The sequence below is a fragment of the Amycolatopsis halotolerans genome (assembly GCF_042647905.1).
In the GTDB taxonomy this organism is placed as follows: domain Bacteria; phylum Actinomycetota; class Actinomycetes; order Mycobacteriales; family Pseudonocardiaceae; genus Amycolatopsis; species Amycolatopsis halotolerans.
Genome location: NZ_JBHRWI010000062.1, coordinates 80,792 through 104,858, shown reverse-complemented (window position 1 = coordinate 104,858; position 24,067 = coordinate 80,792). Strand labels below are relative to the sequence as shown.

Here is a 24,067-nt window from a genome sequence, read left to right as displayed (position 1 = left end):
AGTAGGTAACAGTCATCAAATCCCGGTCAGCCGAGTCCCAGCAGCGAGCCCATGCTGTTCAGCGAGACCCCGGGGCTGCCGACGACACCGGGCACCTGCGCGTCGCGCTGCTCCTGCAACTGCTGCGCGGGCCGGTTCTGGTTGGCCGCGATGTCCTGCTGGGACGGTTGCACCGGCACGCCGTTGTAGGGCGCGTTCTGGGAACCCCGGACGTTGATCGGGCTCCCCTTCGGCTCGGCACAGTAGGCCTTGTCGTCCTCCGGCCGGTACGAGGTGTCCGAGCCCGGACGGTACTGGCTGTAGGGCACGTAGCCCTTCGTGCACGACGGCGGGTTGAACAGGTTCAGCACCAGGCCGAGGTGCGCGGTCCCGTCGCCGGGGGCCACCGACGGCGCGGCGGCCGCCAGTGCCGGATACGTCACCAGGCCCTGTTCGAGGCCGTCCAGCCGGGTCACGGTCAGGTTGGCCGTCGTCAGCAGGTTCGCGGTCAGCGCGCCGAGGCCGGGCCCGGTGTCCTTGACCACCTGGCTGATCTGGGTCGCCACCTGCGGGGTGACGCCGATCAGCTTGCGCAGGTCGCCGTCGGAGTTCTTGAGCGTCCCGCTGAGCTGGTTGAGGCTCTTGGAGAAGGACGCGAAGTTCGACGCCTCGTCGTTCTGCGTGTCCAGCACCTTGCCGCCGGCCTGCAGCAGCTGCACGGTCTGCGGCAGGTACTGCTGCGCGGTGGTGGTGAAGCTGCGCGCGGTGTCGAGCAGCTGCTGCAGGTCGCCGCCGGTGCCGCGGAACGCGTCGTAGGACTCGTCGACGACCTTCCGCAGCGCGTCGGTGGGCACCGAGGCCGACAGCGAGTCGAGGTCGCCCAGCAGCCGGTCGGTGCTGACCGGAGTCGTCGTGCGCGCGGCCGGGATCACCGAACCGCCCGCGAGGTAGGGGCCCTGATCGTTCTTCGGCCGCAGGTCGACGTACTGCTCGCCGACCGCGGACCGGTTGGCGATCACCGCGTCGAGGTCGGACGGCACGCGCGGGGCCGACGGGTCGATGTTCAGGTCGGCTTCGAGGCCGGTCTGGGTCAGCCGCAGCTGCCCGACGCGGCCGACGTTGAAGCCGCGGTAGGTCACCTCGGCGTTGGTGAAGATCCCGCCGGATTCGTTGAGCTGCAGCTTCACCGTGTAGCCGCTGCTGCCGAACACCGTGCCGAGGCCGGCGAAGCGGATCAGCGCGTACACGATGGCCACGACCGAGATGATCGCGAACAGCACCAGCTGGATTTTCGTCCTGCGCAGCAACATCAGCCAGCACCTCCGGAAAGCACCCCGAACAGGCCGGACAACCCGCCCTGCGACGGCTGCCCGCCGCCCTGGCCGCCGGTCGAGGACGGAGCCTGCTGCTGCGGCGCGGGCTGGTTGCCCGGGAACGACAGCGGCGGCGGCTGGTTCGACGGCGTGCCTTCGACGCCGCCGGTCAGCCCGGGAAGCGGGACCAACCCGTTGAGCCCGTTCTGCCTGCTGCGGCCGAGGTTGTCGATGACGTTCTTCAGGTTCAGGTCGACCTTGGCGAACAGGTTGAAGTAGTCGCCCTTGACGTCGTTGTAGGCCTGGTCGGTGAACGGGTAGGTCAGCAGGATCTCCAGCGCCTTCGGCAGGTCGCTGCCCGCCTCGCCGAGCTTCTGCAGCGTCGGCGTGAGCGCCTTGAGGTCGGCCACCAGGTCCGCCTTGCTCTTGTTCACCGTGTCGGTCGCGACACCGGAGAGGTTGTTGAGCGCGTTCAGCATGGTCACCAGCTGGCCGCGCTGCTGCTCCAGCACCCCGAGCCCGGGCCCGAGGTTGTCGACCGCGCCGACCAGCTTGTCCTTCTGGTCCCGCAGGGTCATCGACAGCCGGTTGAGGCCGTCGAGCGCGCGGGTGATGTTGGCCGACTGGTTGTCGAGGTTCGTGACCAGCTCGTTCGCGTTGGACAGCAGCGCCTTGATGTCCGGCTCGCGGCCGGCGGTGGCGTTGTTGAGCTCCTTGGTGATCGTGTTGAGCTGCTCCACGCCGCCGCCGTTGAGCAGCAGGGACAGCGCGCCGAGCACCTCCTCGACCTGGACGTCGCGGCCGGTGCGCGCGAGCGGGATGGTCGCCCCGTTCGCCAGCTGCCCGGTCGCCTCGGTGCCGCCCGGCGAGGCCAGTTCCACGTACTTCTCGCCGAGCAGGCTCGACTGCTTCACGTTGGCCATCGCGTTGGCGGGCAGCTTCACGTCGCCGTTGACCTCGACGGTCACCTCGGCGTGCCAGCCGTCCGGCGTCAGCCCGATCGCCTTGACCTGCCCGACCGGCACCTCGTTGACCTTCACGCCGGACTGCGGGACGAGGTCGAGCACGTCCTTGAACTGGATCTTCAGCGTGTACGGGTGGCTGCCGAGGTCGGCCCCGCCGGGCAGCGGGACGTCGTAGACGCCGTTGAACGCGCAGCCGCTCAGCACGAGCGCGGTCACCGTGGTGAGCGCCCCGCCCGCGGCGAACTTGGTCAGTCGCTTCACGTCAGCTCCCCTGCGTCCCGTAGACCTGGCCCTGCAGCGGGAGCGGCAGCGGCGGCAGCTGGCCGTTCTGCATCGCCTGCAGCACCTGCGCGGTGGACGGGAGCGGAACCACGCCGTCGACCACCTTCGCGATGCCGTCGCAGGCGTTGCCGAGCAGCTGCTTGGTCACCGAGGTCTGCTTGAGCAGGCTGCAGATCATCACCAGCGGCGGCTGGGTCAGCTCGTTGAGGTTCGGCCGCGCGTCGAGCGTGCCGGACGAGCCGTTGTAGACGCCGACGATGTTGGACAGCGCGACCGGCGCGACGTCGAGGATCTCGGCGAGCGAGCTGCGCTGGTCCACCAGCACCTTGGTCACGCTGGCCAGTTTGTCCACATTGGACTTCAACCGGCCGCGGTTGCGTTCGATGAAACCCTGCACCGACTGCAGCGTGGTGCCGAGCTGCTGCACGGTCTGGGCGAGATTGTCCTTCTCCCCGGCCAGGAATCCGCTGACGTCGGCGAGCTGGCTCTCGAACTGGCGCACCTGGCCGTCGCTGTTGGCGAGCGACTGGGAGAACTTGCCGAGGTTCTGCACCGTCTGGAAGAGGTCGTCCTTGTTGCCCGCCAGCGTGCCGGACGCCTGCCCGAGCTTGGTGATCGTGTCGTGCAGCGCCTTGCCGTTGCCGTCGAGGTTGTTCGCCGCGGTGTTCAGCAGGTCCGAGAGCGAGCCGTTCTTGTTGGCCCCGTTGGGTCCCAGCGTCTCGCTGACCTTGGCGAGGCTGGCGGCGAGCTGGTCGACCTCCAGCGGCACCTCGGTGCGGTCGAGGCCGATCGTCGCGCCGTCGGAGATGCGCGGGCCGCCGGTGTAGGCCGGGGCGAGCTGGATGTAGCGGTCGCTGACCAGCGACGGCGACACGATCAGCGCCTTCGCGTCGGCGGGCACCGCGACCGAGCGGTCGTATTCGAGGTCGACCTTGACCTGGTTGCCCATCGGCTGGATCTTGGTCACCGTGCCCATGTCCACGCCGAGCATCCGGACGCTGTTGCCCTCGTAAAGGCCTACGGCGCCGGCGAAGTACGCGGTCAGGTGGTTGCGGCCGGCGTCCTTGAGGGTCCACCAGAGCGCGCCCGCGACCACGAGCGCGAGCACGATCGCGATCGTGAAGCCGCGGGTGAGCGACTGGCCGAAGCGGGTGTCGGTCATTTGGAGTTGCACCCCTCCGGATTGAGCGGGCCGACCGAGGGAAGCACCAGGCCGCAGATGTAGTTGTCGAACCAGTGCCCGGTGCCGATCGTGTTGTTGAAGACCCGGATGAACGGGGCGAACTTCTGGATCCCCTGCGCCAGCGAATCCTGGTTGCGCTGCAGCATCGAGGTGAGCTGGTCGAGCTGGGTGAGCACCGGGTTCAGCTGGCCGTCGTTGTCGTCGACCAGGCCCTGCAACTGCGTCGACAGCTGCTTCGAACCATCCAGCAGCGTCTTGATCGCCTGCTCGCGCTTGCCGATCTCGTCCAGCAACTGGTTGCCGTCGGTGATCAGCTTCTGCACCTCGGCGTCGCGGTCGACCAGCGTCTGCGACACCTGGCGCGTGTTGGCCAGCAGGTTCGCCAGCTGCGAATCGCGCTTGGCGATCGTGTCCGACAGCTTCGACAGCCCGGACAGCGCGCCCTTCACGTCCTGCGGCGTGTTCGAGAACGTCTGGGTGATCGCCTCGAAGCTCTTCGACAGCTGGTTCGTGTCGATCGCGTCGACCGTCTGCGACAGGCCGCGGAACGCGTCGAGCACGTCGTACGGCGACATCGTGCGGTCGCGCGGGATCGGCGCGCCGGGGTCGAGGTTGCCGTTGCCCTGCGGGTCGAGCGCGAGGTACTTCTGGCCCAGCAGCGTCTTGATCTTGATCGCCGCCGTGGTCTTGTCGCCCATCCAGGCGTCCTTGACCTTGAACGACACCTTGACCGACGCGCCGTCCAGCTTGATGTCGGACACCTTGCCGACCTTCACGCCGGCGATCCGCACGTCGTTGTCCTTCTGCAGCCCGGCCGCTTCGGAGAAGTCCGCGCTGTAGGTGGTGCCGCCGCCGATCACCGGCAGGTCCTCGGAGTTCATGGCGGCGACGAGGCCGAGCGCCATGACCGCGATGCCGACCAGCGCGATCGGGATCGGGTTGCGTTTCTGGAAGGACTTCATCCCTTGCACCTGTCCCGGTTCGTCGGCAAGAGCGTGAAGTTCGTGTTCGGCAGCAGCGGCGGCGCGCCGACCGTCCCCGTCATCTCGCACGCGTAGAAGTTGAACCACGAGCCGTAGTCGGCGGTGCGGGTGAGCGCGCTGACCTTCTTCGGCATGAACTGGATGAAGTGCTCGACGAGCGGTTCGTTCTGGTTCAGGTTCGTGGTGAGCTTGCCAAGGGCCGCGATGTCGTCCTTCAGCGGAGCCCGCGCGTCGGTCAGCAGCCCGGCGGTCGTGGTGGCCAGGTTGCCCAGCCCCTCGATCGCGTCGCCGATCGGCTTGCGGTCCGCGGCGAGGCCGGACACCAGCTGCTGCAGCTTCACGATCAGGTCGTTGAGCTGCGGGGTGTGCTGGTTGACCGTGTCGAGGACCGAGTTGAGGTTGTCGATGACCTCGCCGATCACCTGGTCCTTGTTCGCGATCGTGGTGGCCAGCGAGGCGGTGTGCGACAGCAGGCTTTGCACCGTGCCGCCCTCGCCTTGGAGCACCTGGATGACCTCGTACGACAGCTTGTTCACGTCGGCCGGGTTCAGCGCGGTGAACAGCGGCTTGAAGCCGTTGAACAGCTCGGTCAGGTCCAGCGCGGGCGTGGTGCGCTCGAGCGGGATGGAATCGCCCGGTTTGAGCGTCGCGCCGCTGGTGTCGTCGCCCTCGCCGAGGGAGACGTAACGCTGGCCGACCAGGTTGCGGAACTTGATCTGCGCGGTGACGCCCGCCGGGAGCTTGCGTCCCGAGTCGACCTCGAAGTCCACCTGCGCCTGGCGCTTGTCGACGATCTTCACGTCCTTGACCTGGCCGACGCGGACGCCCGCGATGCGCACGTCGTCGTTCGGCAGCAGGAGCGTGGCGTCGGTGAACCGCGCGGAGTAGGAGCTGGTGCTGGTGGTGTTGATGTTCGCGATGCTGATGCCGAGCACGGTCGTGAACAGCACCGTGATCACCACGAAGATCGCCAGCTTGATCAGCGGTGCGGCGAGTCCCCTCACTTGACCGTCACCTCCGTGCCCCGGTAGAGCGGGCCGACGAGCAGCGAGCCCCAGCCCGGGAACTGGTTCTGCGACATCCCCATCTCCGGGCTGACCAGCGCGGCGAGGAAGTTGTTCTCAGCCGCGGTGTTGACCGGGTTGCCGCCCGAGGCGCCGCCGCCGTTGATCCCGGCCGCGTCCGCCTTGAAGTTGGCCGGGTTCAGGCCCTCGCCGACGGTCTTCGGGGCCGCGCCCTGTTTGGTGCCGTCCTTGAACGGGCCGTCCGGCGGTTGCTGCGGGAACGGGTCCGGCGCGGGGTTGAGGTCGTAGCAGCGCGGACCGCGCTTGTCCTCGAACCTCGGCTCCTCGCCCGGCTTGTACGGCCCGCGGTTCACGACGATCTCGATGGTGGCGTTCAGGCCGGGCTTGCCGTTGAACTTGCCCAGCGCCGCGTCCGCCGTCGGCACGACCTTCGCCATCTGCTTCAGCACGCACGGGTATTCCGGCGAGTACTTCGCGAGCAGCTCGGCGGTCGGCCGCGCGGTGCTGGCGAGGCTGATGAGGTTCTGCGAGTTCGCCTCCAGGAACGACTGCAGGTCCTGCGACGCGGTGGTGAGGTTGCCGTACAGGCTGGACAGGTTCCCCTGCTCGGCCACCACGGTGCGGGTGGTCGTGCTCAGGTTGTCCAGGCTCTGCACCAGATCCGGCGTCGCGTTGCTCAGGTGGCCGGAGAACTCCGCGAGCGCCTGCAGGTTGTGCTGCAGTTCCGGCTCGTGCGGGTTCAGGTCGCCGATGTACTGGCCGAGCTGCGAAAGCGTCTCGCCGAGCGGTTTGCCCCGGCCCTGCAGCGCGGTCGAGATCGCGGTGAGCGTGCTGGACAGCTTCTGCGGCTGCACCGCCTGCAGCACCGGCATCAGGTGTTCGAGCGCCTGGTCCAGCTCGACCGCGCCGGAAGTGCGGTCTTGGGTGATCACGTCGCCCTGGGAAAGCGTCTTGCCCGACGGGTCCTGCGGAATCTGCAGCGACACATAGCGTTCGCCGAACAACGTCTTCGGCAGGAATCGCGCGGACACGTTCTCCGGAATCAGCTTCACCGACTCCGGGTCCATCGCCAGCGTCAGTTCCGCGCCGTTCTCGGTCGCCTTGATGTCCTGCACCGAACCGACGATCAAACCGCGGACCTTCACGTCCGACTGCTTGAGCAACTGGTTGCCGATGTGGCCCGCGTCGAGCTTCACGGTGACGAACTTGCTGAACGCCTTGTCGTACATCGCGATGCTGAGCGCGATCCCGCCGACGAGCACCGCCACCAGCAGCAGGCCGAGCAACCTGCGCCGTAGTGTGGTCATCCCGCAATCCTCACCGTGACGTCGGTTCCCCAAATCGCGAAACCGATGAAGAAGTTCACGACCGAAACCGTGACGATGGAAAGCCGCACCGCGCGGCCGACGGCCACGCCCACCCCGGCGGGCCCGCCGCTGGCCCGGTACCCGAAGTAACAGTGCGAAAGAATGATCAAAACGCTGAAGATCAGCACCTTGATGAACGAATAGAGCACGTCTTGCGGTGGTAGGAACAGGTCGAAGTAATGGTCGTAGGTACCCGCGGATTGTCCGTAGATATAGATAACGACCAGCCGCGAGGCGAGGTACGAGCTCAGCAGGCCGATCACGTACAGCGGGATCACGGCCACGAACCCGGCGATGATCCGCGTGGTCACCAGGTACGGGAGGCTCGGCACGCCCATCACCTCGAGCGCGTCGATCTCCTCGGAGATCCGCATCGCGCCGAGCTGCGCGGTGAAGCCCGCGCCGACCGTCGCCGACAGCGCCAGCCCGGCGACCAGCGGTGCGATCTCGCGGGTGTTGAAGAACGCGGTGAGGAAGCCGGTGAAGGCCGAGGTGCCGATCGAGTTCAGCGCCGAGTAGCCCTGAAGGCCGACGAGGACACCGGTGAACAGCGTCAGGCCGACCATCACGCCGACCGTGCCGCCGATGACCGCGAGCGAGCCGGAGCCGAAGCTCACCTCGGCGAGCAGCCGCAGCACTTCCTTGGTGTAGCGGCGCAGCGTGCGCGGTGTCCACAGCAGAGCCCGGCCGTAGAACGACATCTGGTCGCCGAGCGTGTCCAGGGTCTCCAGCGGGCGGTTGGCGATCCGCTTCGCCCCCGAAAGGAACGTCATGGTCAGTCCAGCTTTCCGGGCACGAGCTGCAAGTAGATCAGCGTGATCACGAAGTTCACCACGAACAGCAGCAGGAACGTGATGACCACCGACTGGTTCACCGCGTCGCCGACGCCCTTCGGGCCGCCGCTCGGGTGCAGGCCGCGATAGGCCGCCACGACCGCGGCGATGAAGCCGAAGATCAGCGCCTTGATCTCGCCGACCCAGAGGTCGGGCAGCTGGGCGAGCGCGGAGAAGCTGGACAGGTACGCGCCAGGGGTGCCGCCCTGGAGCACGACGTTGAAGAAGTAGCCGCCGAGCACGCCGATGACGCTGACCATGCCGTTGAGCAGGAGCGCGACGAGCATCATGGCGAGCGTGCGGGGCACGATCAGGCGCTGGACCGCGGAGACGCCCAGCACCTCCATCGCGTCGATCTCCTCGCGGATGGTCCGCGCGCCAATATCAGCACAGACCGCGCTTCCTCCTGCGCCGGCCACCAGCAGCGCGGTGACCAGCGGACTGGCCTGCTGCACGGTCGCCAGCACCGAACCGGCACCGGTGTAGGACTGCGCGCCGAGCTGGCGGGCGAGCGCGCCGAACTGCAGCGAGATGACCGCGCCGAACGGGATCGCGACGAGCGCGGTCGGCAGGATCGTCACGCTCGCGACGAACCAGGCCTGCTGGATGAACTCGCGGAACTGGAACGGGCGCTGGAAGATGCCGCGGATGATGTCGAGGCCGAGCGCGAACAGGTTCCCGGTCTCCCGCAGCATTCCGTAGCCGGGGATCTTGGCCGTGCTGGTGGTCACGCGCCACCCTGCCCGTGCCGGGGCGACCGGCGGTCCGCGCCCGGAATGCGCGCGACCTGGTCGGCGGGAAGCTGTCCCTGGTGCTGGTTCGGCACCGGGCCCGGTGTGCTGACCGGGGGCAGCTGCTGGGTGTCCTCGGGGCCCGTCTGGTGGTGGAACGCACCGGGGTTGGGCCGCACGTTGTAGTGCCGTTGCTGCTCCGGGGTGAGGGATTCGATGATCCCCTCCTGCGCCGCCGCCGGGAGCGTGTGCAGGATCCGCATCACGCGGTCCATCCGGCGCTTGGCCCCGCCGCGCTCCGGCACGCCCGGGCTGACCTGCATCTGCGGCACGACACCGCGCACGTCCTCGTTGAGCACGTCGCCGTGGCCCGCCTCGGCCTCGGCCTGCTCGCGGGCCATCTGGGCGCTGTCCTTCTCCTCGGACATGCCGATCGGGCCGAGCTTGCGGCCGTTGAGGAACTGCTCGACCACCGGTTCGTCGCTGGTCAGCAGCACCTCGCGCGGGCCGAACATGACGAGTTCCTTGCGGAACAGCATGCCGAGGTTGTCCGGCACCGTGCGGGCGAGGTTGATGTTGTGCGACACGATCAGGAACGTCGCGTCGATCTGGGCGTTGACGTCCAGGAAGAGCTGCGAGATGTAGGTCGTGCGGACCGGGTCGAGACCGGAGTCCGGCTCGTCGACCAGGATGATCTCCGGGTCCAGCACGAGGGCGCGGGCGAGGCCGGCGCGCTTGCGCATACCGCCGGAGATCTCGCCGGGGAGCTTCTTGTCCGCGCCGGCCAGACCGGTGATCTCGAGCTTGTCGAGCACGATCCGGCGGATCTCGGTCTCGGACTTCTTCGTGTGCTCCCGCAGCGGGAAGGCCACGTTGTCGAAGAGGTTCATCGAGCCGAACAGCGCGCCGTCCTGGAAGAGGACGCCGAAGAGCTTCCGGATCTCGTACAGCTTGTGCTCGGAGCAGGTGACGATGTCGACGCCGTTGATGACGCACCGTCCGCGGTCCGGCTTGAGCAGGCCGATCATCGACTTCAGGAACACGGACTTGCCGGTTCCGGACGGGCCGAGCATCGCCGAGACCTCGCCGGGAGGCAGGGTCAGCGTCACGTCCCGCCAGATGGTCTGCTTTCCGAAGGACTTCGTCAGACCTTCGATGACCACCTCGGCACCCATCGCACCTCCAGGAGCTGTTCCGCGTCGTCGCGCACCGCCGCCCCGTCACCGCTGGCAGCGGCGGAGCTCGCGCGGCGAACTCCGCTTCAACCAGGTGCAACGAGCTGAGCGCGAACAGGTTACTCACCAGTTTTGTTCTCTGGCCAGCCCCCGTGCACACCTCACGCGACGGGGATCCAGTACGGCGACCGCTGGCAGCACGGTAGTGCACGTCACGTTCGGGCGCAGATCCAGATGGCCGACCCGCGCTCACCCTGACGGGTTAACCGGCGGAAACGCGGCAAACAGGGGGTGACCCGGACCCGTCGGGTGAACGATTTGTTCGCCTGAACGAGGGTGCTCGCGATCCGGTTCGGCGACTGTGCGTCTTTTTGTCCCGGACAGCAAAAAGGGCGGGCACCCGTGTCGGGTGTCCGCCCTTTTCGACGTGACGCAGGCGCTTGCGCGCCCGGGATCACTTGATGGAGATCTTGGCGCCAGCGGCCTCGAGCTTCTCCTTGGCGGCCTCGGCGGCCTCCTTGTCGACCTTCTCCAGGAGCGCCTTCGGAGCGGCCTCGACCAGCTCCTTGGCCTCCTTCAGGCCCAGACCGGAGACGACCTCGCGGACGACCTTGATGACCTGGATCTTCTTGTCGCCGGCCGAGTCGAGGACGACGTCGAACTCGTCCTGCTCCGCGGCGGCCTCGGCCGGAGCGGCGCCCGGGGCGGCCGCGACAACGGCGGCCGGGGCGGCGGCGGTGACGTCGAAGACCTCTTCGAACTCCTTCACGAAGTCCGACAGCTCGAGGAGGGTCAGCTCCTTGAAGGCGTCGATCAGCTCGGCGGTGCTCAGCTTCGCCATGATGGCTTCCTCTCAGAAAAACGAACTAAAACGTTCGGGGTGGGGTGGTTCAGCTCTCGGCGGGTGCTTCGGCTGCTTCGGTACCGGTGGCGTTGCGCTGCTTCTCCTCCAGCGCGGCAGCCAGGCGGGCAACCTGGGACGCCGGCGCCTGGAACAGCGCCGCGGCCTGGGAAAGCTTCGCCTTGAACGCGCCCGCCGCCTTGGAGAGCAGCACCTCACGGCTGTCGAGATCAGCGATCTTGGAGATCTCGTCCACGGACAGCGCGCGGCCGTCCATGTAGCCGCCCTTGATGACAAGCGCGTTGTTGTCCTTCGCGAAGTCGCGAAGTGCCTTCGCGGCGTCGACTGCCTCGCCCTGCACGAAGGCGATCGCGGTCGGGCCGACGAACAGGTCCTCGATCCCCTCGAGGCCGGCGTCCTCAGCGGCACGCTTGACGAGGGTGTTCTTCGCGACCCGGTACTTGGCACTGGTGCCGAGAGCGCGGCGCAGCTGGGACAGCTGAGTCACGGAGAGGCCGGTGTACTGGGTAACGACGGTGGCCGAGCTGCTGCGGAAGCTCTCCGCGATCTCGGCGACGGCCGCCACCTTGTCGGGCTTCGCCATGGTCGCCTCCTCTCTTGGCTAGTGTCACCACTGGCCATGACGGAGGCGCCTCCGAACGACAAAAACGCCCACGCGCAGCAGACGCGGGGCGTTGCCCAGTCTCGCGACCGGGGTGAAAGCCTCGTTCCTCCTGCGCAGGCCGTCCGCCGTACTGCGGAACCTTCGTTCCCCGGGAATCCGGAGAAAACCAGCGGTCTTTGGTAGAACCGTCGACCAGCATACGGGAGGGCGGTTCGAGGTTCGCGGGCACCCCCTGGCTGAGCTGCGAGAACCGGGGCAGTCTCGGGAAATCGCGGCGGAGCGGGCATCATTGGTGACGTGGCGGAACAGCGTGATCACGGAAAGCCGGAAGAAACTCCCCCTCCCGGCCCGGGTGGGTCCTCGGCGCAGCCGCCCGCACTTCCGCAGCCGGGCGGGGCCGAGATCGCGCCGCGGACTCCCGCTCAACCGGCGGCTCCGAACGAGCCGCCCGCGCTTCCGCAGCCGAGCGGATCTGCCGAGCCCCAGCTGGATCCCGAGCAGCTGCGCCAGTTCCAGGAATTCCAGCGGTTCCAGGAGTACCTGCGGTTCACCCAGTCCCAGCAGGGCACCGAACCGGCTCCGGCCCCCGACGCGGGCTTGGTCCCGGTCGGCAACCGCCAGCCGCAGCCACTCGCCGGCGGCCAGCCGCCAGCCCCGCCGCACCAGCCGGGCGCGCTGACCGCGTACGAGGAACCGCCGCGCGAGCGCCGCCCGGTGCCGCGCTGGGTGAAACGCCTCGGCGGGAAGATCCTGGGCTGGGTGATCGCCCTGGTCATCCTCGGCATCCTGATCAACTGGGGCTACCACCAGATCTTCCCCAGCGACGACGGCAAGACCTCAGCCCAGATCGCCGCCGAGGGCGGCGGGACTTACCACACGAACCAGATCCTCACGACGGCCTCGCCGTACGAATCAGTCCGCCGCGTTTACGACGGCATCGCACAGCACGGTCCCGGGCAGAAGAGCATGGTCGACCACGTCTGCGGCCTCTTCGACCAGGCCACGCAGCTGAAGTTCGCGACTGATCTCGGTTTCACCGACTGCGCCGCCGCGGTCCAGGGTCTGCATGACCGGCTCGACCGCGCGCCCGGTTCGGTCGACGCCTACGCCGAGTCGATCTCGAAGCGTTCCGGATGGCCACCGGGCGAGGACGTGGTGGTCAAGTCGTGCGACTTCCCCATCACCGGAGGTCCGGCCCTCGGCGACTTCACCGTCAAGCAGGTCGAAAAAGGACAGTGGCTGATCTCCGGACACCAGCGCGGACCGGAGAAATGCGCGCCGCCGACAGCGACCTCTACTCCGGGCTGACCGTCAGGCAGGCGAACTGATCGGCAACCGGGTCTCCCCCGTGTCCGAGTACGCGAAGAAGTCCACCAGCGACGCCGCGAAAGCCGGGTGCGCCACCGCTTCCATGTGGTTCCCCGGGACCCGCACCAGTCGTGCGCCCGCGATCCCCGCCGCGAGACGCTCCGGCTGAGTCGCGAGTTCGTCCGATTCCCCGGCCAGGATCAGCGTCGCCGCCGAGAGGTTCGACAGCCGCATCGGGCCGTGCGGGGTCGCGTGCATGACCGCGGCCAGCGCTTCGACGTCCGCGCCCGCCCGGCGGGCCAGGCGGCGGAACGGGCGCGCCGCCGAGGGCACCTCCGACCGGTCTTCGGCCAGCAGCCCCGCGGCGATCTGGCTCCGGTTGACCACCCGGGCGTCCACGCCGCCGAAGTCCACGATTCCCGCCCCGACCCCGCCGACCGCGAGGCAGCGGACTCGCCGGTCACGCGTAGCCACCAGCAGCGAGACGATCGCGCCCATCGAGTAGCCCGCCAGGCAGACCTCTTCGAGACCGAGTTCGTCGAACAGCGCGGTCAGGTCCGCGGCCATGATGTCCTCGCCGTAGGCCGCCGGATCGTGCGGCTTCTCCGACTCGCCGTGCCCGCGCGCGTCCAGCGCGATCACCGTGAAGCCCGCCTTGACCAGCGCGTCCACGACTCCGGGGTTGACCCAGTTCACCTGGGAGTCGGCGGCGAAACCGTGGTGCAGCACGACGGGCCGCCGGTGCCGTCCGTCGCCCTCCCAGACGGTGTAGCTCAGCTGGAGCCCGTCGGGGGCGATGAACGTCGTTGGCATATGTCCATGAGACACGAAAAAAGGGTGGTCACGCACGAAGCGTGACCACCCTTTCGCGTGATGTGCGACTCAGACCGCCGAGTCCTCGGTGAGGAGGTTGCGGGTCCGCGCCGGGTCGACCGGGATGCCCGGGCCCATCGTGGTGGTGAAGGTGATCTTCTTGACGTAGCGGCCCTTCGCCGACGACGGCTTGGCGCGCAGGATCTCGTCCAGCGCGGCCGCGTAGTTCTCCACCAGCTTCTCGGTGTCGAACGACGCCTTGCCGATCACCAGGTGCAGGTTCGCCTGCTTGTCGACGCGGAAGTTGATCTTGCCGCCCTTGATGTCCTTCACGGCCTTCTCGACCGCGGGGGTCACCGTGCCGGTCTTCGGGTTCGGCATGAGGCCGCGCGGGCCGAGGATGCGGGCGATGCGGCCCACCTTGGCCATCTGGTCCGGCGTCGCGATCGCGGCGTCGAAGTCGAGCCAGCCACCCTGGATGCGCTCGATCAGTTCGTCGGTGCCGACCGCGTCCGCGCCGGCGGCTTCGGCCTCAGCGGCCTTGTCGCCGACGGCGAAAACGATGACGCGGGCGGTCTTGCCGGTGCCGTGCGGCAGGTTCACGGTGCCGCGGACCATCTGGTCGGCCTTGCGCGGGTCGACCCCGAGACGCATCGCGACCTCGACGGTCGCGTCCATCTTCGTCTTGGAGGTCTCCTTCGCCAGCTTCGCGGCCTCGAGCGGCGCGTACAGCCGCGCCTTGTCGATCAGCTCGCTGGCCTGGCGGTAGGCCTTGCTGTGCTTGGTCATGCTTCTGTCCTCAAATCAATGGATCAGTGTGGTGGCGAGCCAGCACTGGCTCTCCCACGGGTTGCTTTGAAAGTCAGCCTTCGACCGTGATGCCCATGGAGCGGGCGGTGCCGGCGATGATCTTCGCGGCCTGGTCGATGTCGTGCGCGTTGAGGTCGGTCTCCTTGGTCTTCGCGATCTCGCGGACCTGGTCCCAGGTGACCTTGGCGACCTTGGTCTTGTGCGGCTCGCCGGAGCCCTTCTCCACGCCCGCGGCCTTGAGCAGCAGCTTGGCGGCCGGCGGCGTCTTCAGCTTGAAGTCGAACGACCGGTCTTCGTAGACGGAGATCTCGACCGGGACGACGTCCCCGCGCTGCGACTCGGTCGCGGCGTTGTAGGCCTTGCAGAACTCCATGATGTTGACGCCGTGCTGACCCAGCGCCGGGCCGACCGGCGGCGCGGGGTTGGCCGCACCCGCCTTGATCTGCAGCTTGATGATCGCCGCAAGCTTCTTCTTCTTGGGTGGCATTACCTTGTGTCCTTCTTAACTGACGTGAGTCCCCCGCACACCTGCCAGTACGCGGGGACTGCCGACCGGGATGGCCCGGCCGTCAGATCTTGGAGACCTGGCTGAACGAGAGCTCGACCGGGGTCTCCCGGCCGAAGATCGACACCAGGACCTTCAGCTTCTGCCCGTCGACGTTGACCTCGGAGATCGTGGCGGGCAGCGTGGCGAACGGGCCGTCCATGACGGTGACCGACTCGCCGATCTCGAAGTCGACCTCGACGGCGGGCGCGCCGGACGACGCGGCCGCGGCGGAGTCCCCGCCCTTGGCCGCCTTGGCCGGGGCTTCCTTCTCGACCTGCGGGGCGAGGAACTTCAGCACCTCGTCCACGGTCAGCGGCGACGGCCGCGAGGTGGCCCCGACGAACCCGGTGACGCCCGGGGTGTTGCGCACCGCGCTCCACGACTGGTCGTTGAGGTCCATCCGGACCAGGATGTAGCCGGGCAGCACCTTGCGCTGCACCTGCTTGCGCTGGCCGTTCTTGATCTCGGTGACCTCTTCGGTCGGAACCTCGATCTGGAAGATGTAGTCCTCGACGTCCAGGGTCTGGGTACGCGTCTCGAGGTTGGTCTTGACCTTGTTCTCGTAACCGGCGTACGAGTGCACGACGTACCACTCGCCCGGCGCGGCCTTGAGCTCGGCGCGCAGCGCGGCGACCGGGTCGTCCGCCTCGGGGGCGGGCTCGGTCACGTCGTCGTCCGATTCCTCGGACTCGTCGGTGGCGGCGGCGACCTCGTCCTCGGCGACGGGCACCTCGACGGACTCGGCGGACTCCTCGTCGCCGGGTGCCGTCTGCACCTGCTCGTCGGAAAGCTCGGTCAGGTCGCGACCGGCTTCGGTGCCGTTGTCGGAGGTCACGTTCCGTCCTCTCAGTTGATCGCTTGCCGGGCCGGACCGGGGCCCGGCCAGCGCGGTGGCGCGCCCGTCGGGCGTCAGCCGAAGACCAGCCCGACCAGCTCCTTGAAGCCGAGATCGAGACCGCTCACGAGGGCCACCATGAACACCACGAACACCAGCACGACCGCGGTGTAGGTGACCATCTGCTTGCGGTTGGGCCAGATGACCTTGCGCAGTTCGGCCCAGACCTCGCGGATGAACCGCGTGAACCGGGCGAACACCGAGGCCTTCTTCGCCTTCCGGTCCCGCTTAGGGGTCGGCGCGCCCTTGGCGTCGGCGGGCTTCGCGACCTTGTCGCCCGCCTTGCCGGACGGACGGGTCGAGCCCGGCCGTGCCTCGGACTTGCCTGCCGGCCGAGCGGAAGCGCGGCGTTCGCGCCGAGCCGCGGCGGACACCGGGCGGGATTCGACTCCGGGCTTGCCCGAATCGTCCTGCTCGTGCTCGCCGCTGGCGTCGCTGTCGCTCACGACCACTCCTCCGCTCCACCAGTTCCCGTACGCAGGGGTGACAGGACTTGAACCTGCAACCTGCGGTTTTGGAGACCGCTGCTCTGCCAATTGAGCTACACCCCTGTGGAGCCCGGTCACCCTGGCTCCGGAGGACGCATTCCATCGTCCCCACCATCCGGCGGGGATGACCGTAGTGCGTTCCGAGTTCCGAAGTCTACGGCAAGGCGGATGTTGCCTTGCAACCCAGCCCCCTCGACGCCCGCGCGGCGGTCTCACGGCGCCCCGGAGGCGGCCGTTCCGGGCCCTTCGGACGGCATCCCGGAACCCTCGGCGAAGATCACCCGAACGTGCGAATATAGGCCCGTGCACCGTAATCCGATTAATCGCGAAACCGCCGACGGGCCCCTCTCGCTCGCCGGGTCCTCCCGTTTCACAGGCATTCGGATTCATTGTGCGGCCAGCGAAATCGGCGCTGCCGCCGCGAATTTCCCCGCCGGGGCACCAAGATCATCCCGACGGAAGATGATCTTCATTGCCCGGCAAGCGAAACTCATGATCAAGGAGACCCGGTGACCACATTCCGGCTCGGACTGGCGCTGCCGCAGTACGGCAAGCTCGCCGACCCCTCCGCCATCGCCGGCTTCGCCACCGAAGCGGAGCGCATCGGCTTCGCCTCGCTGTGGGTCGGCGACCGGGTCCTGACTCCGGTCTCCCCCAAGACCTATTACCCGTCCGGAACACCCGAACGGCCGTATCCGCCGGAGTTCGTCCGCTTCGTCGATCCGCTGCTGGCGCTCACGATCGCCGCGAACTCGACCGAGTCGGCGCGGCTGGGGTCGAGCACCCTCAACGGCCCGCTCTACTCGCCGGTGCTGCTGGCGCGCTCCCTGACGTCGCTGGACCTGCTGTCCGGCGGCCGGCTCGACGTCGGCCTCGGGCTCAGCTGGCTCCGCGACGAGTACACCGCCGCCGGGGTGCCGTGGGAGCACCGCGGCGCGCGGCTGGCCGAACTGGTCAAGGTGCTGCGGACGCTGTGGACCGCGGATCCGGCCGGGCACCAGAGCGAACGCTGGGACATCCCGGACTCGCTGATCGGCCTCCGGCCGATGCAGCAGCCCGGCCCGCCGGTGCTGCTGGGCGGGGCGTCGGACGCGGCGCTGCGGCGCGTCGGCCGGATCGCGGACGGCTGGCTGCCTGCCGGGCTCCCGGTCCCGATGCTGCGCCAGAAGTGGGCGGTGGTCGTCGAATCCGCGGAGAAGGCCGGCCGGGATCCGGAGTCGCTGCGCCGGGTGCTGCGGATCAACCCGACGCCGGGTTCGAAGGTCGCGACCATCGAGGACGTCGCAGGTCAGCTCAAGGCAGCCGAAGCCGAGGGGATCACCGAGGCGCTGGTCGATCTGCACTATGTGGCCGAAACCGTCCCGCACGCGCTGGAGCTCGCGGGCGAGCTGCACGGTGCTGTCTTTGCGTGATCACCCGTAAGCGGGTCGTCGGCGAGGGGCGGGACCGGTAAAACGGTCGGGTGGGGGCTAACAAGAGCGGTGGATGCGGGTTGCTCGTCCTCGTTGTCGTGGGGGCGCTGCTGGCCGTCGGCTACTACAAGTCGAAGCACGATTCGTCGGCCGCACCGCCGTCCGGCGCGGACACCGGCGGCGGCAGCGGCCGGTACGTCGCGCTCGGCGACTCGTACACGTCGGCGCCGCGCACCGGGAAGCAGTCGGGATCGCCGGCCGGATGTGCGCGCTCGGACAACAACTATCCGCACCTGGTGTCCGCGAAGCTGAAGCCGGCGAAGTTCGTGGACGTCAGCTGCAGCGGCGCGACGACGGACGACCTGACCGACACCCAGTCGACGCGCAACGGCTCAAACCCGCCGCAGTTCGACTCGGTCACCGCGGACACGACGCTGGTGACCCTCGGCATCGGCGGCAACGATGTGGGATTCATCGCACTGGCGCAGACCTGCGTGACCGCCCACGAGAGCGCCTCGCCGTGCAAGGACCGGCTCACCGCGGGCGGCAAGGACCAGCTGGCCGACCGCATCAGCGAAGCCGCGAAGAAGGTCGGCAGCGCGCTCGATCAGATCCACAAGAAGGCTCCGAAGGCGCGGGTGGTGGTCGTCGGCTACCCGACGGTCCTCCCGGACGGCGACGGTTGCTGGCCGGTTCTTCCGTTGGGCTCCGGCGATGTGGCGTATCTGCGGGACGCGCTCGGGAAACTCAACGATGCCTTGTCCGACCAGGCCAAGTCCCACGACGCCGGGTTCGCGGATACGGCTCAGCCGAGCAAGGGCCATGACGTCTGCGCGAATTCGGATGTGAAGTGGATCGAGGGGGTGATCCCGACGTCCTCGGCCGCGGCGCTGCACCCGAATGCGCGGGGTGAGGCTGGGATGGCTGGCGTGGTGGAGTCCGTGCTCGGGGTGCACTGAGGCCGCCCCAATGTGGCATTGGGTGCGTCCCACGCACCCAATGTGGCGTTCGGTGCGTCAGATGCACCCAACGCCACATTGGGGTGGTCAGGCCGAGCTGGGATGGGTGTCAGGGGCGGACGAGGGCCTGCGGTTTGCCCAGCACGGTCTTGCCCTCGAACTTCACCGTCAGGTCGATCCGGGCCAGCCCGTCGTCCGTCATGGCACCGACCTTGCCGGTCACCTCGACCAGCGCGCCCTCGTCGTTGTCCGGGACCACGACCGGGCGGGTGAAGCGCGTGCTGAAGTCCACGAGGCGGGCCGGGTCGCCGAGCCAGTCGGTGACGATGCGGCCGGACAGGGCCATGGTGAGCATGCCGTGCGCGATCACGTCCGGGAGGCCGACCTTGGTCGCGAAGTGCTCGTTCCAGTGGATCGGGTTGAAGTCGAGCGAGGCCCCGGCGTAGCGGACCAGCTGGTCGCGCGTGATGCGGACCTCCAGTGGAGGCAGTTCGTCGCCGATGTTCACGCTTCCGCCCCCCGAACCACGAGCTGGGCCCGCGTCGTGCACACGAGTTTGCCGTCCGCGTCGGTGATTTCCGCGCGGAGGTTGATGAAGTCGTTGCCCGCCCGCGCCATGATCGCTTCGATCTTGGCCGAGATTTCCAGCTCGTCGCCCGCGTGCACCGGGCGCTCGTAGCGGAAGCCCTGGTCGCCGTGGACCATCCGGGAGTAGTCGAGGCCGAGCGCGGGGTCGGTCACGATGCCGTTGATCTTCGGCAGGTTGAGGATGGTGAGGAAGGTGGGCGGCGCGAGCACGTCCGGGTGGCCGGCCGCGCGGGCCGCCTCCTGGTCCCGGTACACCGGGTTCGGGTCCCCGATCGCGTCGGCGAACTCGCGGATTTTCTCCCGGCTCACGAAGTACTTGCTGTCCGACGGGTACTCCCGCCCGGTGAACGACTGGTCCAAAGGCACGCGAAGAAGGCTAACCGAACCGCGGCGCCGACCCGCGCGGGTGCCTGAACCGGCCAGTAGACAGCGAAAAGCCGCCCCGGCGAGTGGCCGGGGCGGCTCTTCGAAGCTGGTAAAAGACCGCCTGCGTCAGCGGGTCTCTTTGTGAGTCCGGTGCGTACCGCAGTTCGGGCAGAACTTCTTCATCTCCAGGCGATCCGGGTTGTTGCGCCGGTTCTTCTTGGTGATGTAGTTGCGGTGCTTGCACTCCTCGCACGCCAGCGTGATCTTGGGTCGCACGTCGGTGGCAGCCACAGCGTTTCCTTCTCTCTCAGATCCGGGGGCCAGCCCCGTCGTTACCGCGTAGCGGTGGCCGGACTTGAACCGGCGACACAGCGATTATGAGCCGCTTGCTCTGCCAACTGAGCTACACCGCCCTACCGTGACGCCCGCCCCGAAAAAACCAAACCGGACCGACCAAACCAACTTGACCCGGCCGGGGGTCCAGGGGGCTAGCCCCCTGGCGGGGGTCTGGGGGTTCGACCCCCAGATGGACGCCGCGAAGCGAGCCACGTCTGCGCTTTCTGCAGACATAGCTCGCGGACTCGCGAGCCCCTTTACGGAATCGAACCGTAGACCTTCTCCTTACCATGGAGACGCTCTGCCGACTGAGCTAAAGGGGCCTGCCTCTCGCGAGGACTTGGAAAGATTAGCAAGGGGGTTCACCCGGCTGTGCAACCGGGGTCGGTTAACCGCAAAACCTCAGGTCAGCAGGGTCAGCACGGTCTCCGAGTGCCGTCCGGGCGAGCGCGCCGTGCGGGCCTGCAACCACGCCTCCAGGCGGTCCTCCGGCAGCGGCCGCGAGATCAGATAACCCTGTGCGACGTCACATCCCATCGCCTCGAGCTGATCGCGTGCCACGTCCTCTTCGACGCCTTCCGCCACGACCGTCAGGCCCAGCGAGTGACCGAGCTCGACGATCGATCGCACCACGGCGAGGTCGCCGAGATCCGTGCCCATGCCGAGCACGAAACTCTTGTCGATCTTGACCTGGTCCACCGGCAGCTGGCGCAGGTACGCGAGCGACGAGTAGCCGGTGCCGAAGTCGTCCACCGCGAGCACGATGCCCAGCGAATGCAGCTCGCGCAGGATCGGCAGTGCCTTCTGCGGGTCGGACATCACGCCGGACTCGGTCAGCTCGAACGTCAGCAGTTCCGGCGGCACGTCGAAGCGTTCCAGTTCACGCTGAACCTTTGCCGGGAAGTCCTCGTCGGCCAGATTCCGCACCGAGAGATTCACCGCCGCGGAGATGCGCAGGCCCTCGTCGAGCCACTTGCGCACGCGCTTCAGCGATTCCTCCAGCACGAACGACGTCAGCACGCCGATCAGGCCGGCCGCTTCGATCGCGGGCACGAACTCGTCCGGGCCGAGACGGCCGAACTCCGGGTGCACCCAGCGCACGAGCGCCTCGACGCCTTGCACCTGACGGTTCGGCAGCGTCACCTTCGGTTGGTAGTGCACCGAGACGTGGCCGTCTTCCAGCGACTGCCGGAACTGCGTGACCATCTGGAAGCGGCGCAGGAAGATCTGTCCCATGCTCGGCACGTAGCCGCGCACTTCCTCGCCGCCGCGGGTGGCGCGGACGGCGACGTCGGCGCGCTGCAGCAGGCCGTCGACGTCGACCTCGCCGTTGTCGTCCACGGAGCTGGCGTAGCCGATCATCGCGTTGGCCTCGACGGAAAGCCGGTCCACCGGATACGGCTCGGACAGCTGGACGCGCAGTCGTTCGGCGGCGCGGTGGGCGTCATCGACGGTGCAGTCCACGAGCAGCGCGGCGAAGGACGCGCCTTCGAGCCGGGCGAGCGGGACGTCCGGGCCGAGTGCGCCGCGGATGCGGGTGCCCGCGGCGACGACCATCCGGTCCGCCCACGAGTAGCCGAGCGCGTCGCTGACCGTGGAGAAGACGTCGAGGTCGATCCGCAGCACCACGACCTCCGCCGATTCGCGCAGCGGATCCCGCGAGACCTGCTGGAATCCCGGCCGATTCAGGTGCCCGGTGAGCGGGTCATGGTAGGCGTCGTGGCGAAGCGTGGCGAGCAGCCGCCGGTTGTCGAGCGACGTCGCGAGGTGGCTGGCCATCGTGCCGAGCAGCTGGACGTCGTACTTGCCGAAGCCGCGCCAGCGGGAGAGCCGGTCGTGCGCTTCGACGACGCCGAGCAGCTTGTTCGCGCTGCGCAACGGCACCACGAGGGCTTCCTGCGCACTGCGTTCCAGCAGCGCCGCGCGGACGTCCGGGTTGGCCTCGGTGATCCGGAAGTGCCGGACGTGCGCGCCGGGCAGGCGCAGCAGCGGATCGTCGTGGGCCGGGTCGGAGGCCGGAAGTTCGTTGCCCGCGACCACGACCCGCATCGGATCGTCGGCCTCGAGGCGCAGCCGGAGCACGACGCGTCCGGCGGCCAGCTGGTCCTTGATCCGCTCGGCGATCGTGGCCCATTCGCGCACGTCGACTCCGCCCACCAGTTCCTCGGCGCGGCTCGCCGGACGTGCCGCGGCCTGTTGACCGGACCGCGCGACCATCAGGCTCACGTCGGACAGCGCCTCCATGTCCCGTTGTTCGCGGAGCAGATCGGAGTAAGCCCAGTACAGCGCGGTCAGGCCGAGGAACACCGCCAGCACCAGCGGCCAGGCCTGCGGAGTGCTCGCGATGACGAGGTAGCCGGTGAGGCCGACCGAGGCGTTGACGAACCCGACCACGAGGATGCGGCCGGTCAGCCGGATCGCGGTGCTCACGCGCATCCGGCGGCGCAGCACGCGCACGGCGGCCAGCGCGAGCAGCGTGCTGACCAGCGGCGCGGTGAGCGTTCCGGCGAGCGCGGCGACCCACGGCATGGTCGGCCCGCCGCCCATGGCCAGGTGCACGAGCCCGGCGACGGCGAACGCGCCGGTGATTTCGAGCAGGAACGCGCCCGCGTTGTAGAGGACCCGGCCGGCGACCTTGCGGGCCAGCAGCGTGCCGATGCCCGCCACGAGATGCGCGGCGAGCACCACTTCGAACGGGGCGACGAAGAAACCGATTACCAGCGGGATCTCGGTGAATGAGATGGTCCACGAAATGCCGCTGCGGACGTCGACGTTGATGCCGAGCTGTTCGGCGAGCAGGAACGCGACCGCGAGCACCGGGCCGATCCACCAGAGCTTGGCCGAGCCGTGGAACGGCAGCCAGGCGCCGACGGCGAAGGCCGCGAGCAGGCCGAGGCCCAGCACGAAGAAGGTGTAAACGCGGAAGCGGCTTTCGTCCGTGCGGCCTTCGGCCGGTGCGGAGCCAGCACCTCCCGAGCCCATCGCCTCCGGCGCGGTACCGGGATGGGCGTTGCTGTCCGGCATCCGACCTTCCTTCCCGGCTGCCCGGTCGCGCTCGTCCGTGACGTCAGGTGTGGGCGAGGGCGCCACCTTACCCCGTAGGGCGTACCGGCGTCCCTTTCGAGACAGTAGGAGATCACCCCAGGGTTAACAATGGGCGTTCTTCTCTGACCTGCGTGGACCAAGGAGTGAAACTCCCGGTTCGTCCCGGAACCCCCGAGCCGGGGAGTGTTCTGGGGGTCTTTTCCGGCCCGGTCGGCGGACAATGGCGGCATGCACAACGACGTGACAGCCACCGGCCATGCGGCGCGCATCGCCACGGTGGACGCGCTGCTTCCCGCGCCGCTCCCCTTCGAGGTCGGAGGGGATTCCGCCCTGCTTTCCGCCGAGGTCGGCGACACCACCGCGGCCGGTCTGACGACCTGTACCGGACTCGGCCCGGACAGCCCGCGCTCGATGTGGCGGGCGCTCGTCGAGCACCGGCTGGAAGTCCAGCTCGCCGGTCCGGATCCGGCCGCCGGCCTCGACGCTTTGCTCACTCGATGGGATGAACACCTGGGGTCCCTCGCCCGAGTGGGGGATACGGAGTGCGCCGCGGTGCTCTCCCGGCCCAGCCGCGACACCGCCGGGGCCACCGAACTCCTCCGGCACGGCTTCGCCCCGGTGGGCGTGCTCGCGGTCCGCCCGGCGCAGCGGATGGCCACCGGACCCGACGCGACGCCCGGTGTCTGCATCCGGCACGCGACCCCGGACGACCTCTCCACCGCGGTCGCGCTGCAGCTGGAATTGCAGCGGTACGACGCGCAGTTCGGCCGGATCACGCTCCGTCCCGGCGTCGAGGAGCTGATCACCAAGGAACTGCTCCACCACCTCGAACGGCCTGAGCCGCAGGTGTGGATCGCGGAGCTGTACGGCCAGCCGCTCGGCATGGTCGTGCTGCAGATGCCCGACGAGACCGGCTGGATCCGGCACCGCGTCGCCGCTTCCCGGGTGGGTTATCTGTCGTCGCTGGCGGTCTCCGAGGCGGCTCGGTCGTCCGGTGTCGGCACCGCGCTGGCCACGCACGCGCACCAGGTCTTCGACGAGGCTGGCGCGGACGTCGTGCTGCTTCACCACGCCGTGGCGAATCCCCGGTCGACGCCGTTCTGGTACGCGCAGGGTTACCGTCCGCTGTGGACTGGCTGGCAGCGTCGGCCCGCGGTGCGTTCTCGCTAGTCTGGCGGTTGCCAGACCGTCCGAGGGG

The 24,067-nt window shown here is 68.5% G+C and carries 24 protein-coding genes and 3 tRNA genes; 4 read left to right on the top strand and 23 right to left on the bottom strand.

Translation table 11 applies throughout. The features are described from left to right. Positions 1-26: 26 nt before the first annotated feature. The 11 genes from ACFORO_RS39895 to rplJ all read right to left on the bottom strand — a co-directional run bounded on the left by ACFORO_RS39895 (position 27) and on the right by rplJ (position 11,281). Positions 27-1,289, bottom strand: a complete 1,263-nt coding sequence (locus ACFORO_RS39895) for an MlaD family protein (RefSeq protein WP_354740585.1) — start codon at positions 1,287-1,289, stop codon at positions 27-29. Continuing rightward, positions 1,289-2,509 (bottom strand): MCE family protein, encoded by a 1,221-nt coding sequence (locus tag ACFORO_RS39890; protein WP_377873176.1) that lies wholly within the window; start codon positions 2,507-2,509, stop codon positions 1,289-1,291. The genes ACFORO_RS39895 and ACFORO_RS39890 overlap by 1 nt, the downstream gene beginning before the upstream one ends. 10 nt (positions 2,510-2,519) lie before the next feature. Next, positions 2,520-3,701, bottom strand: a complete 1,182-nt coding sequence (locus tag ACFORO_RS39885) for an MCE family protein (RefSeq protein WP_377873155.1) — start codon at positions 3,699-3,701, stop codon at positions 2,520-2,522. Beyond that, the gene (locus ACFORO_RS39880; RefSeq protein WP_116200921.1) at positions 3,698-4,684 is read right to left on the bottom strand and encodes an MCE family protein; all 987 of its coding nucleotides are present in this window, start codon (positions 4,682-4,684) and stop codon (positions 3,698-3,700) included. Before ACFORO_RS39880 ends, ACFORO_RS39885 begins: the two co-directional genes overlap by 4 nt. After that, positions 4,681-5,709 carry an MCE family protein gene (locus tag ACFORO_RS39875; protein WP_377873154.1) on the bottom strand — a complete coding sequence of 343 codons (1,029 nt, stop codon included), beginning with the start codon at positions 5,707-5,709 and terminating at the stop codon, positions 4,681-4,683. The genes ACFORO_RS39880 and ACFORO_RS39875 overlap by 4 nt, the downstream gene beginning before the upstream one ends. Continuing rightward, a complete protein-coding gene (locus ACFORO_RS39870; protein WP_377873153.1) occupies positions 5,706-7,037 on the bottom strand; it encodes an MCE family protein in 1,332 nt (443 codons plus the stop codon). The genes ACFORO_RS39875 and ACFORO_RS39870 overlap by 4 nt, the downstream gene beginning before the upstream one ends. Beyond that, a complete protein-coding gene (locus tag ACFORO_RS39865; RefSeq protein WP_037360186.1) occupies positions 7,034-7,870 on the bottom strand; it encodes an MlaE family ABC transporter permease in 837 nt (278 codons plus the stop codon). Before ACFORO_RS39865 ends, ACFORO_RS39870 begins: the two co-directional genes overlap by 4 nt. A gap of 2 nt (positions 7,871-7,872) precedes the next feature. After that, entirely contained in the window at positions 7,873-8,625 is a 753-nt protein-coding gene (locus ACFORO_RS39860; RefSeq protein ID WP_051165981.1) for an MlaE family ABC transporter permease, read from the bottom strand. Positions 8,626-8,657: 32 nt separating this feature from the next. Further along, on the bottom strand, positions 8,658-9,836 hold the full coding sequence (locus tag ACFORO_RS39855; protein ID WP_377873152.1) for an ABC transporter ATP-binding protein: 1,179 nt from the start codon (positions 9,834-9,836) through the stop codon (positions 8,658-8,660). A 454-nt stretch (positions 9,837-10,290) separates the two neighbouring features. Continuing rightward, a complete protein-coding gene (gene rplL / locus ACFORO_RS39850; RefSeq protein ID WP_354740573.1) occupies positions 10,291-10,677 on the bottom strand; it encodes a 50S ribosomal protein L7/L12 in 387 nt (128 codons plus the stop codon). Positions 10,678-10,726: 49 nt separating this feature from the next. Then, positions 10,727-11,281, bottom strand: coding sequence for a 50S ribosomal protein L10 (gene rplJ, locus ACFORO_RS39845; protein ID WP_354740571.1), 555 nt, complete (start codon positions 11,279-11,281; stop codon positions 10,727-10,729). A gap of 318 nt (positions 11,282-11,599) precedes the next feature. Between rplJ and ACFORO_RS39840 the strand changes: the two genes are divergently transcribed. Then, complete coding sequence (locus ACFORO_RS39840) at positions 11,600-12,610, top strand: hypothetical protein (protein WP_377873151.1); 1,011 nt, start codon at positions 11,600-11,602, stop codon at positions 12,608-12,610. 3 nt (positions 12,611-12,613) lie between these two features. Here ACFORO_RS39840 and ACFORO_RS39835 read toward each other — a convergent pair whose 3' ends face one another. From ACFORO_RS39835 to ACFORO_RS39810, 6 genes are all read right to left on the bottom strand, one after another. Further along, positions 12,614-13,423, bottom strand: a complete 810-nt coding sequence (locus tag ACFORO_RS39835; RefSeq protein ID WP_344270011.1) for an alpha/beta fold hydrolase — start codon at positions 13,421-13,423, stop codon at positions 12,614-12,616. Positions 13,424-13,492: 69 nt separating this feature from the next. Further along, entirely contained in the window at positions 13,493-14,212 is a 720-nt protein-coding gene (rplA, locus tag ACFORO_RS39830; RefSeq protein WP_354740566.1) for a 50S ribosomal protein L1, read from the bottom strand. A 73-nt stretch (positions 14,213-14,285) separates the two neighbouring features. Continuing rightward, positions 14,286-14,720, bottom strand: a complete 435-nt coding sequence (rplK, locus tag ACFORO_RS39825) for a 50S ribosomal protein L11 (protein ID WP_009072206.1) — start codon at positions 14,718-14,720, stop codon at positions 14,286-14,288. Positions 14,721-14,802: 82 nt separating this feature from the next. Beyond that, a complete protein-coding gene (gene nusG, locus ACFORO_RS39820; RefSeq protein ID WP_377873150.1) occupies positions 14,803-15,615 on the bottom strand; it encodes a transcription termination/antitermination protein NusG in 813 nt (270 codons plus the stop codon). 74 nt (positions 15,616-15,689) lie between these two features. Then, positions 15,690-16,121: a preprotein translocase subunit SecE gene (gene secE / locus ACFORO_RS39815; RefSeq protein WP_354740562.1), complete on the bottom strand. Its 432-nt coding sequence runs from the start codon at positions 16,119-16,121 to the stop codon at positions 15,690-15,692. A 32-nt stretch (positions 16,122-16,153) separates the two neighbouring features. Further along, positions 16,154-16,226, bottom strand: a tRNA-Trp gene (locus ACFORO_RS39810). Between the two features lie 446 nt (positions 16,227-16,672). On the opposite strand from ACFORO_RS39810, the gene ACFORO_RS39805 reads away from it, so the two are divergent. Both ACFORO_RS39805 and ACFORO_RS39800 read left to right on the top strand, forming a co-directional pair. Continuing rightward, positions 16,673-17,575, top strand: a complete 903-nt coding sequence (locus ACFORO_RS39805) for a TIGR03619 family F420-dependent LLM class oxidoreductase (RefSeq protein ID WP_377873149.1) — start codon at positions 16,673-16,675, stop codon at positions 17,573-17,575. 80 nt (positions 17,576-17,655) lie between these two features. After that, entirely contained in the window at positions 17,656-18,534 is an 879-nt protein-coding gene (locus tag ACFORO_RS39800) for an SGNH/GDSL hydrolase family protein (RefSeq protein WP_377873148.1), read from the top strand. 109 nt (positions 18,535-18,643) lie between these two features. On the opposite strand, the gene ACFORO_RS39795 is transcribed toward ACFORO_RS39800, so the two are convergent. From ACFORO_RS39795 to ACFORO_RS39770, 6 genes are all read right to left on the bottom strand, one after another. Beyond that, complete coding sequence (locus tag ACFORO_RS39795; RefSeq protein ID WP_354740556.1) at positions 18,644-19,042, bottom strand: MaoC family dehydratase; 399 nt, start codon at positions 19,040-19,042, stop codon at positions 18,644-18,646. After that, a complete protein-coding gene (locus tag ACFORO_RS39790) occupies positions 19,039-19,488 on the bottom strand; it encodes a MaoC family dehydratase N-terminal domain-containing protein (RefSeq protein ID WP_377873147.1) in 450 nt (149 codons plus the stop codon). Before ACFORO_RS39790 ends, ACFORO_RS39795 begins: the two co-directional genes overlap by 4 nt. 126 nt (positions 19,489-19,614) lie before the next feature. Next, on the bottom strand, positions 19,615-19,779 hold the full coding sequence (gene rpmG, locus ACFORO_RS39785; RefSeq protein ID WP_005152047.1) for a 50S ribosomal protein L33: 165 nt from the start codon (positions 19,777-19,779) through the stop codon (positions 19,615-19,617). A gap of 49 nt (positions 19,780-19,828) precedes the next feature. Continuing rightward, positions 19,829-19,901: transfer RNA gene (locus tag ACFORO_RS39780), tRNA-Met, on the bottom strand. Between the two features lie 173 nt (positions 19,902-20,074). After that, positions 20,075-20,147: transfer RNA gene (locus tag ACFORO_RS39775), tRNA-Thr, on the bottom strand. A gap of 79 nt (positions 20,148-20,226) precedes the next feature. After that, on the bottom strand, positions 20,227-22,848 hold the full coding sequence (locus ACFORO_RS39770) for a putative bifunctional diguanylate cyclase/phosphodiesterase (RefSeq protein WP_354740553.1): 2,622 nt from the start codon (positions 22,846-22,848) through the stop codon (positions 20,227-20,229). A 249-nt stretch (positions 22,849-23,097) separates the two neighbouring features. Here ACFORO_RS39770 and ACFORO_RS39765 point away from each other — a divergent pair, with 249 nt between their 5' ends. Next, a complete protein-coding gene (locus ACFORO_RS39765) occupies positions 23,098-24,039 on the top strand; it encodes a GNAT family N-acetyltransferase (RefSeq protein WP_354740551.1) in 942 nt (313 codons plus the stop codon). The last annotated feature ends 28 nt before the right edge of the window (positions 24,040-24,067 follow it).

Coding starts and splice junctions, on each gene's coding strand:
- rplJ (WP_354740571.1), bottom strand. CDS start 11,281: ATGGCGAAGCCCGACAAGGTGGCGGCCGTCGCCGAGATCGCGGAGAGC.
- ACFORO_RS39895 (WP_354740585.1), bottom strand. CDS start 1,289: ATGTTGCTGCGCAGGACGAAAATCCAGCTGGTGCTGTTCGCGATCATC.
- ACFORO_RS39865 (WP_037360186.1), bottom strand. CDS start 7,870: ATGACGTTCCTTTCGGGGGCGAAGCGGATCGCCAACCGCCCGCTGGAG.
- rplL (WP_354740573.1), bottom strand. CDS start 10,677: ATGGCGAAGCTGAGCACCGCCGAGCTGATCGACGCCTTCAAGGAGCTG.
- ACFORO_RS39855 (WP_377873152.1), bottom strand. CDS start 9,836: ATGGGTGCCGAGGTGGTCATCGAAGGTCTGACGAAGTCCTTCGGAAAG.
- ACFORO_RS39885 (WP_377873155.1), bottom strand. CDS start 3,701: ATGACCGACACCCGCTTCGGCCAGTCGCTCACCCGCGGCTTCACGATC.
- rplK (WP_009072206.1), bottom strand. CDS start 14,720: ATGCCACCCAAGAAGAAGAAGCTTGCGGCGATCATCAAGCTGCAGATC.
- ACFORO_RS39860 (WP_051165981.1), bottom strand. CDS start 8,625: ATGCTGCGGGAGACCGGGAACCTGTTCGCGCTCGGCCTCGACATCATC.
- ACFORO_RS39880 (WP_116200921.1), bottom strand. CDS start 4,684: ATGAAGTCCTTCCAGAAACGCAACCCGATCCCGATCGCGCTGGTCGGC.
- rplA (WP_354740566.1), bottom strand. CDS start 14,212: ATGACCAAGCACAGCAAGGCCTACCGCCAGGCCAGCGAGCTGATCGAC.
- ACFORO_RS39870 (WP_377873153.1), bottom strand. CDS start 7,037: ATGACCACACTACGGCGCAGGTTGCTCGGCCTGCTGCTGGTGGCGGTG.
- ACFORO_RS39770 (WP_354740553.1), bottom strand. CDS start 22,848: ATGCCGGACAGCAACGCCCATCCCGGTACCGCGCCGGAGGCGATGGGC.
- ACFORO_RS39835 (WP_344270011.1), bottom strand. CDS start 13,423: ATGCCAACGACGTTCATCGCCCCCGACGGGCTCCAGCTGAGCTACACC.
- ACFORO_RS39765 (WP_354740551.1), top strand. CDS start 23,098: ATGCACAACGACGTGACAGCCACCGGCCATGCGGCGCGCATCGCCACG.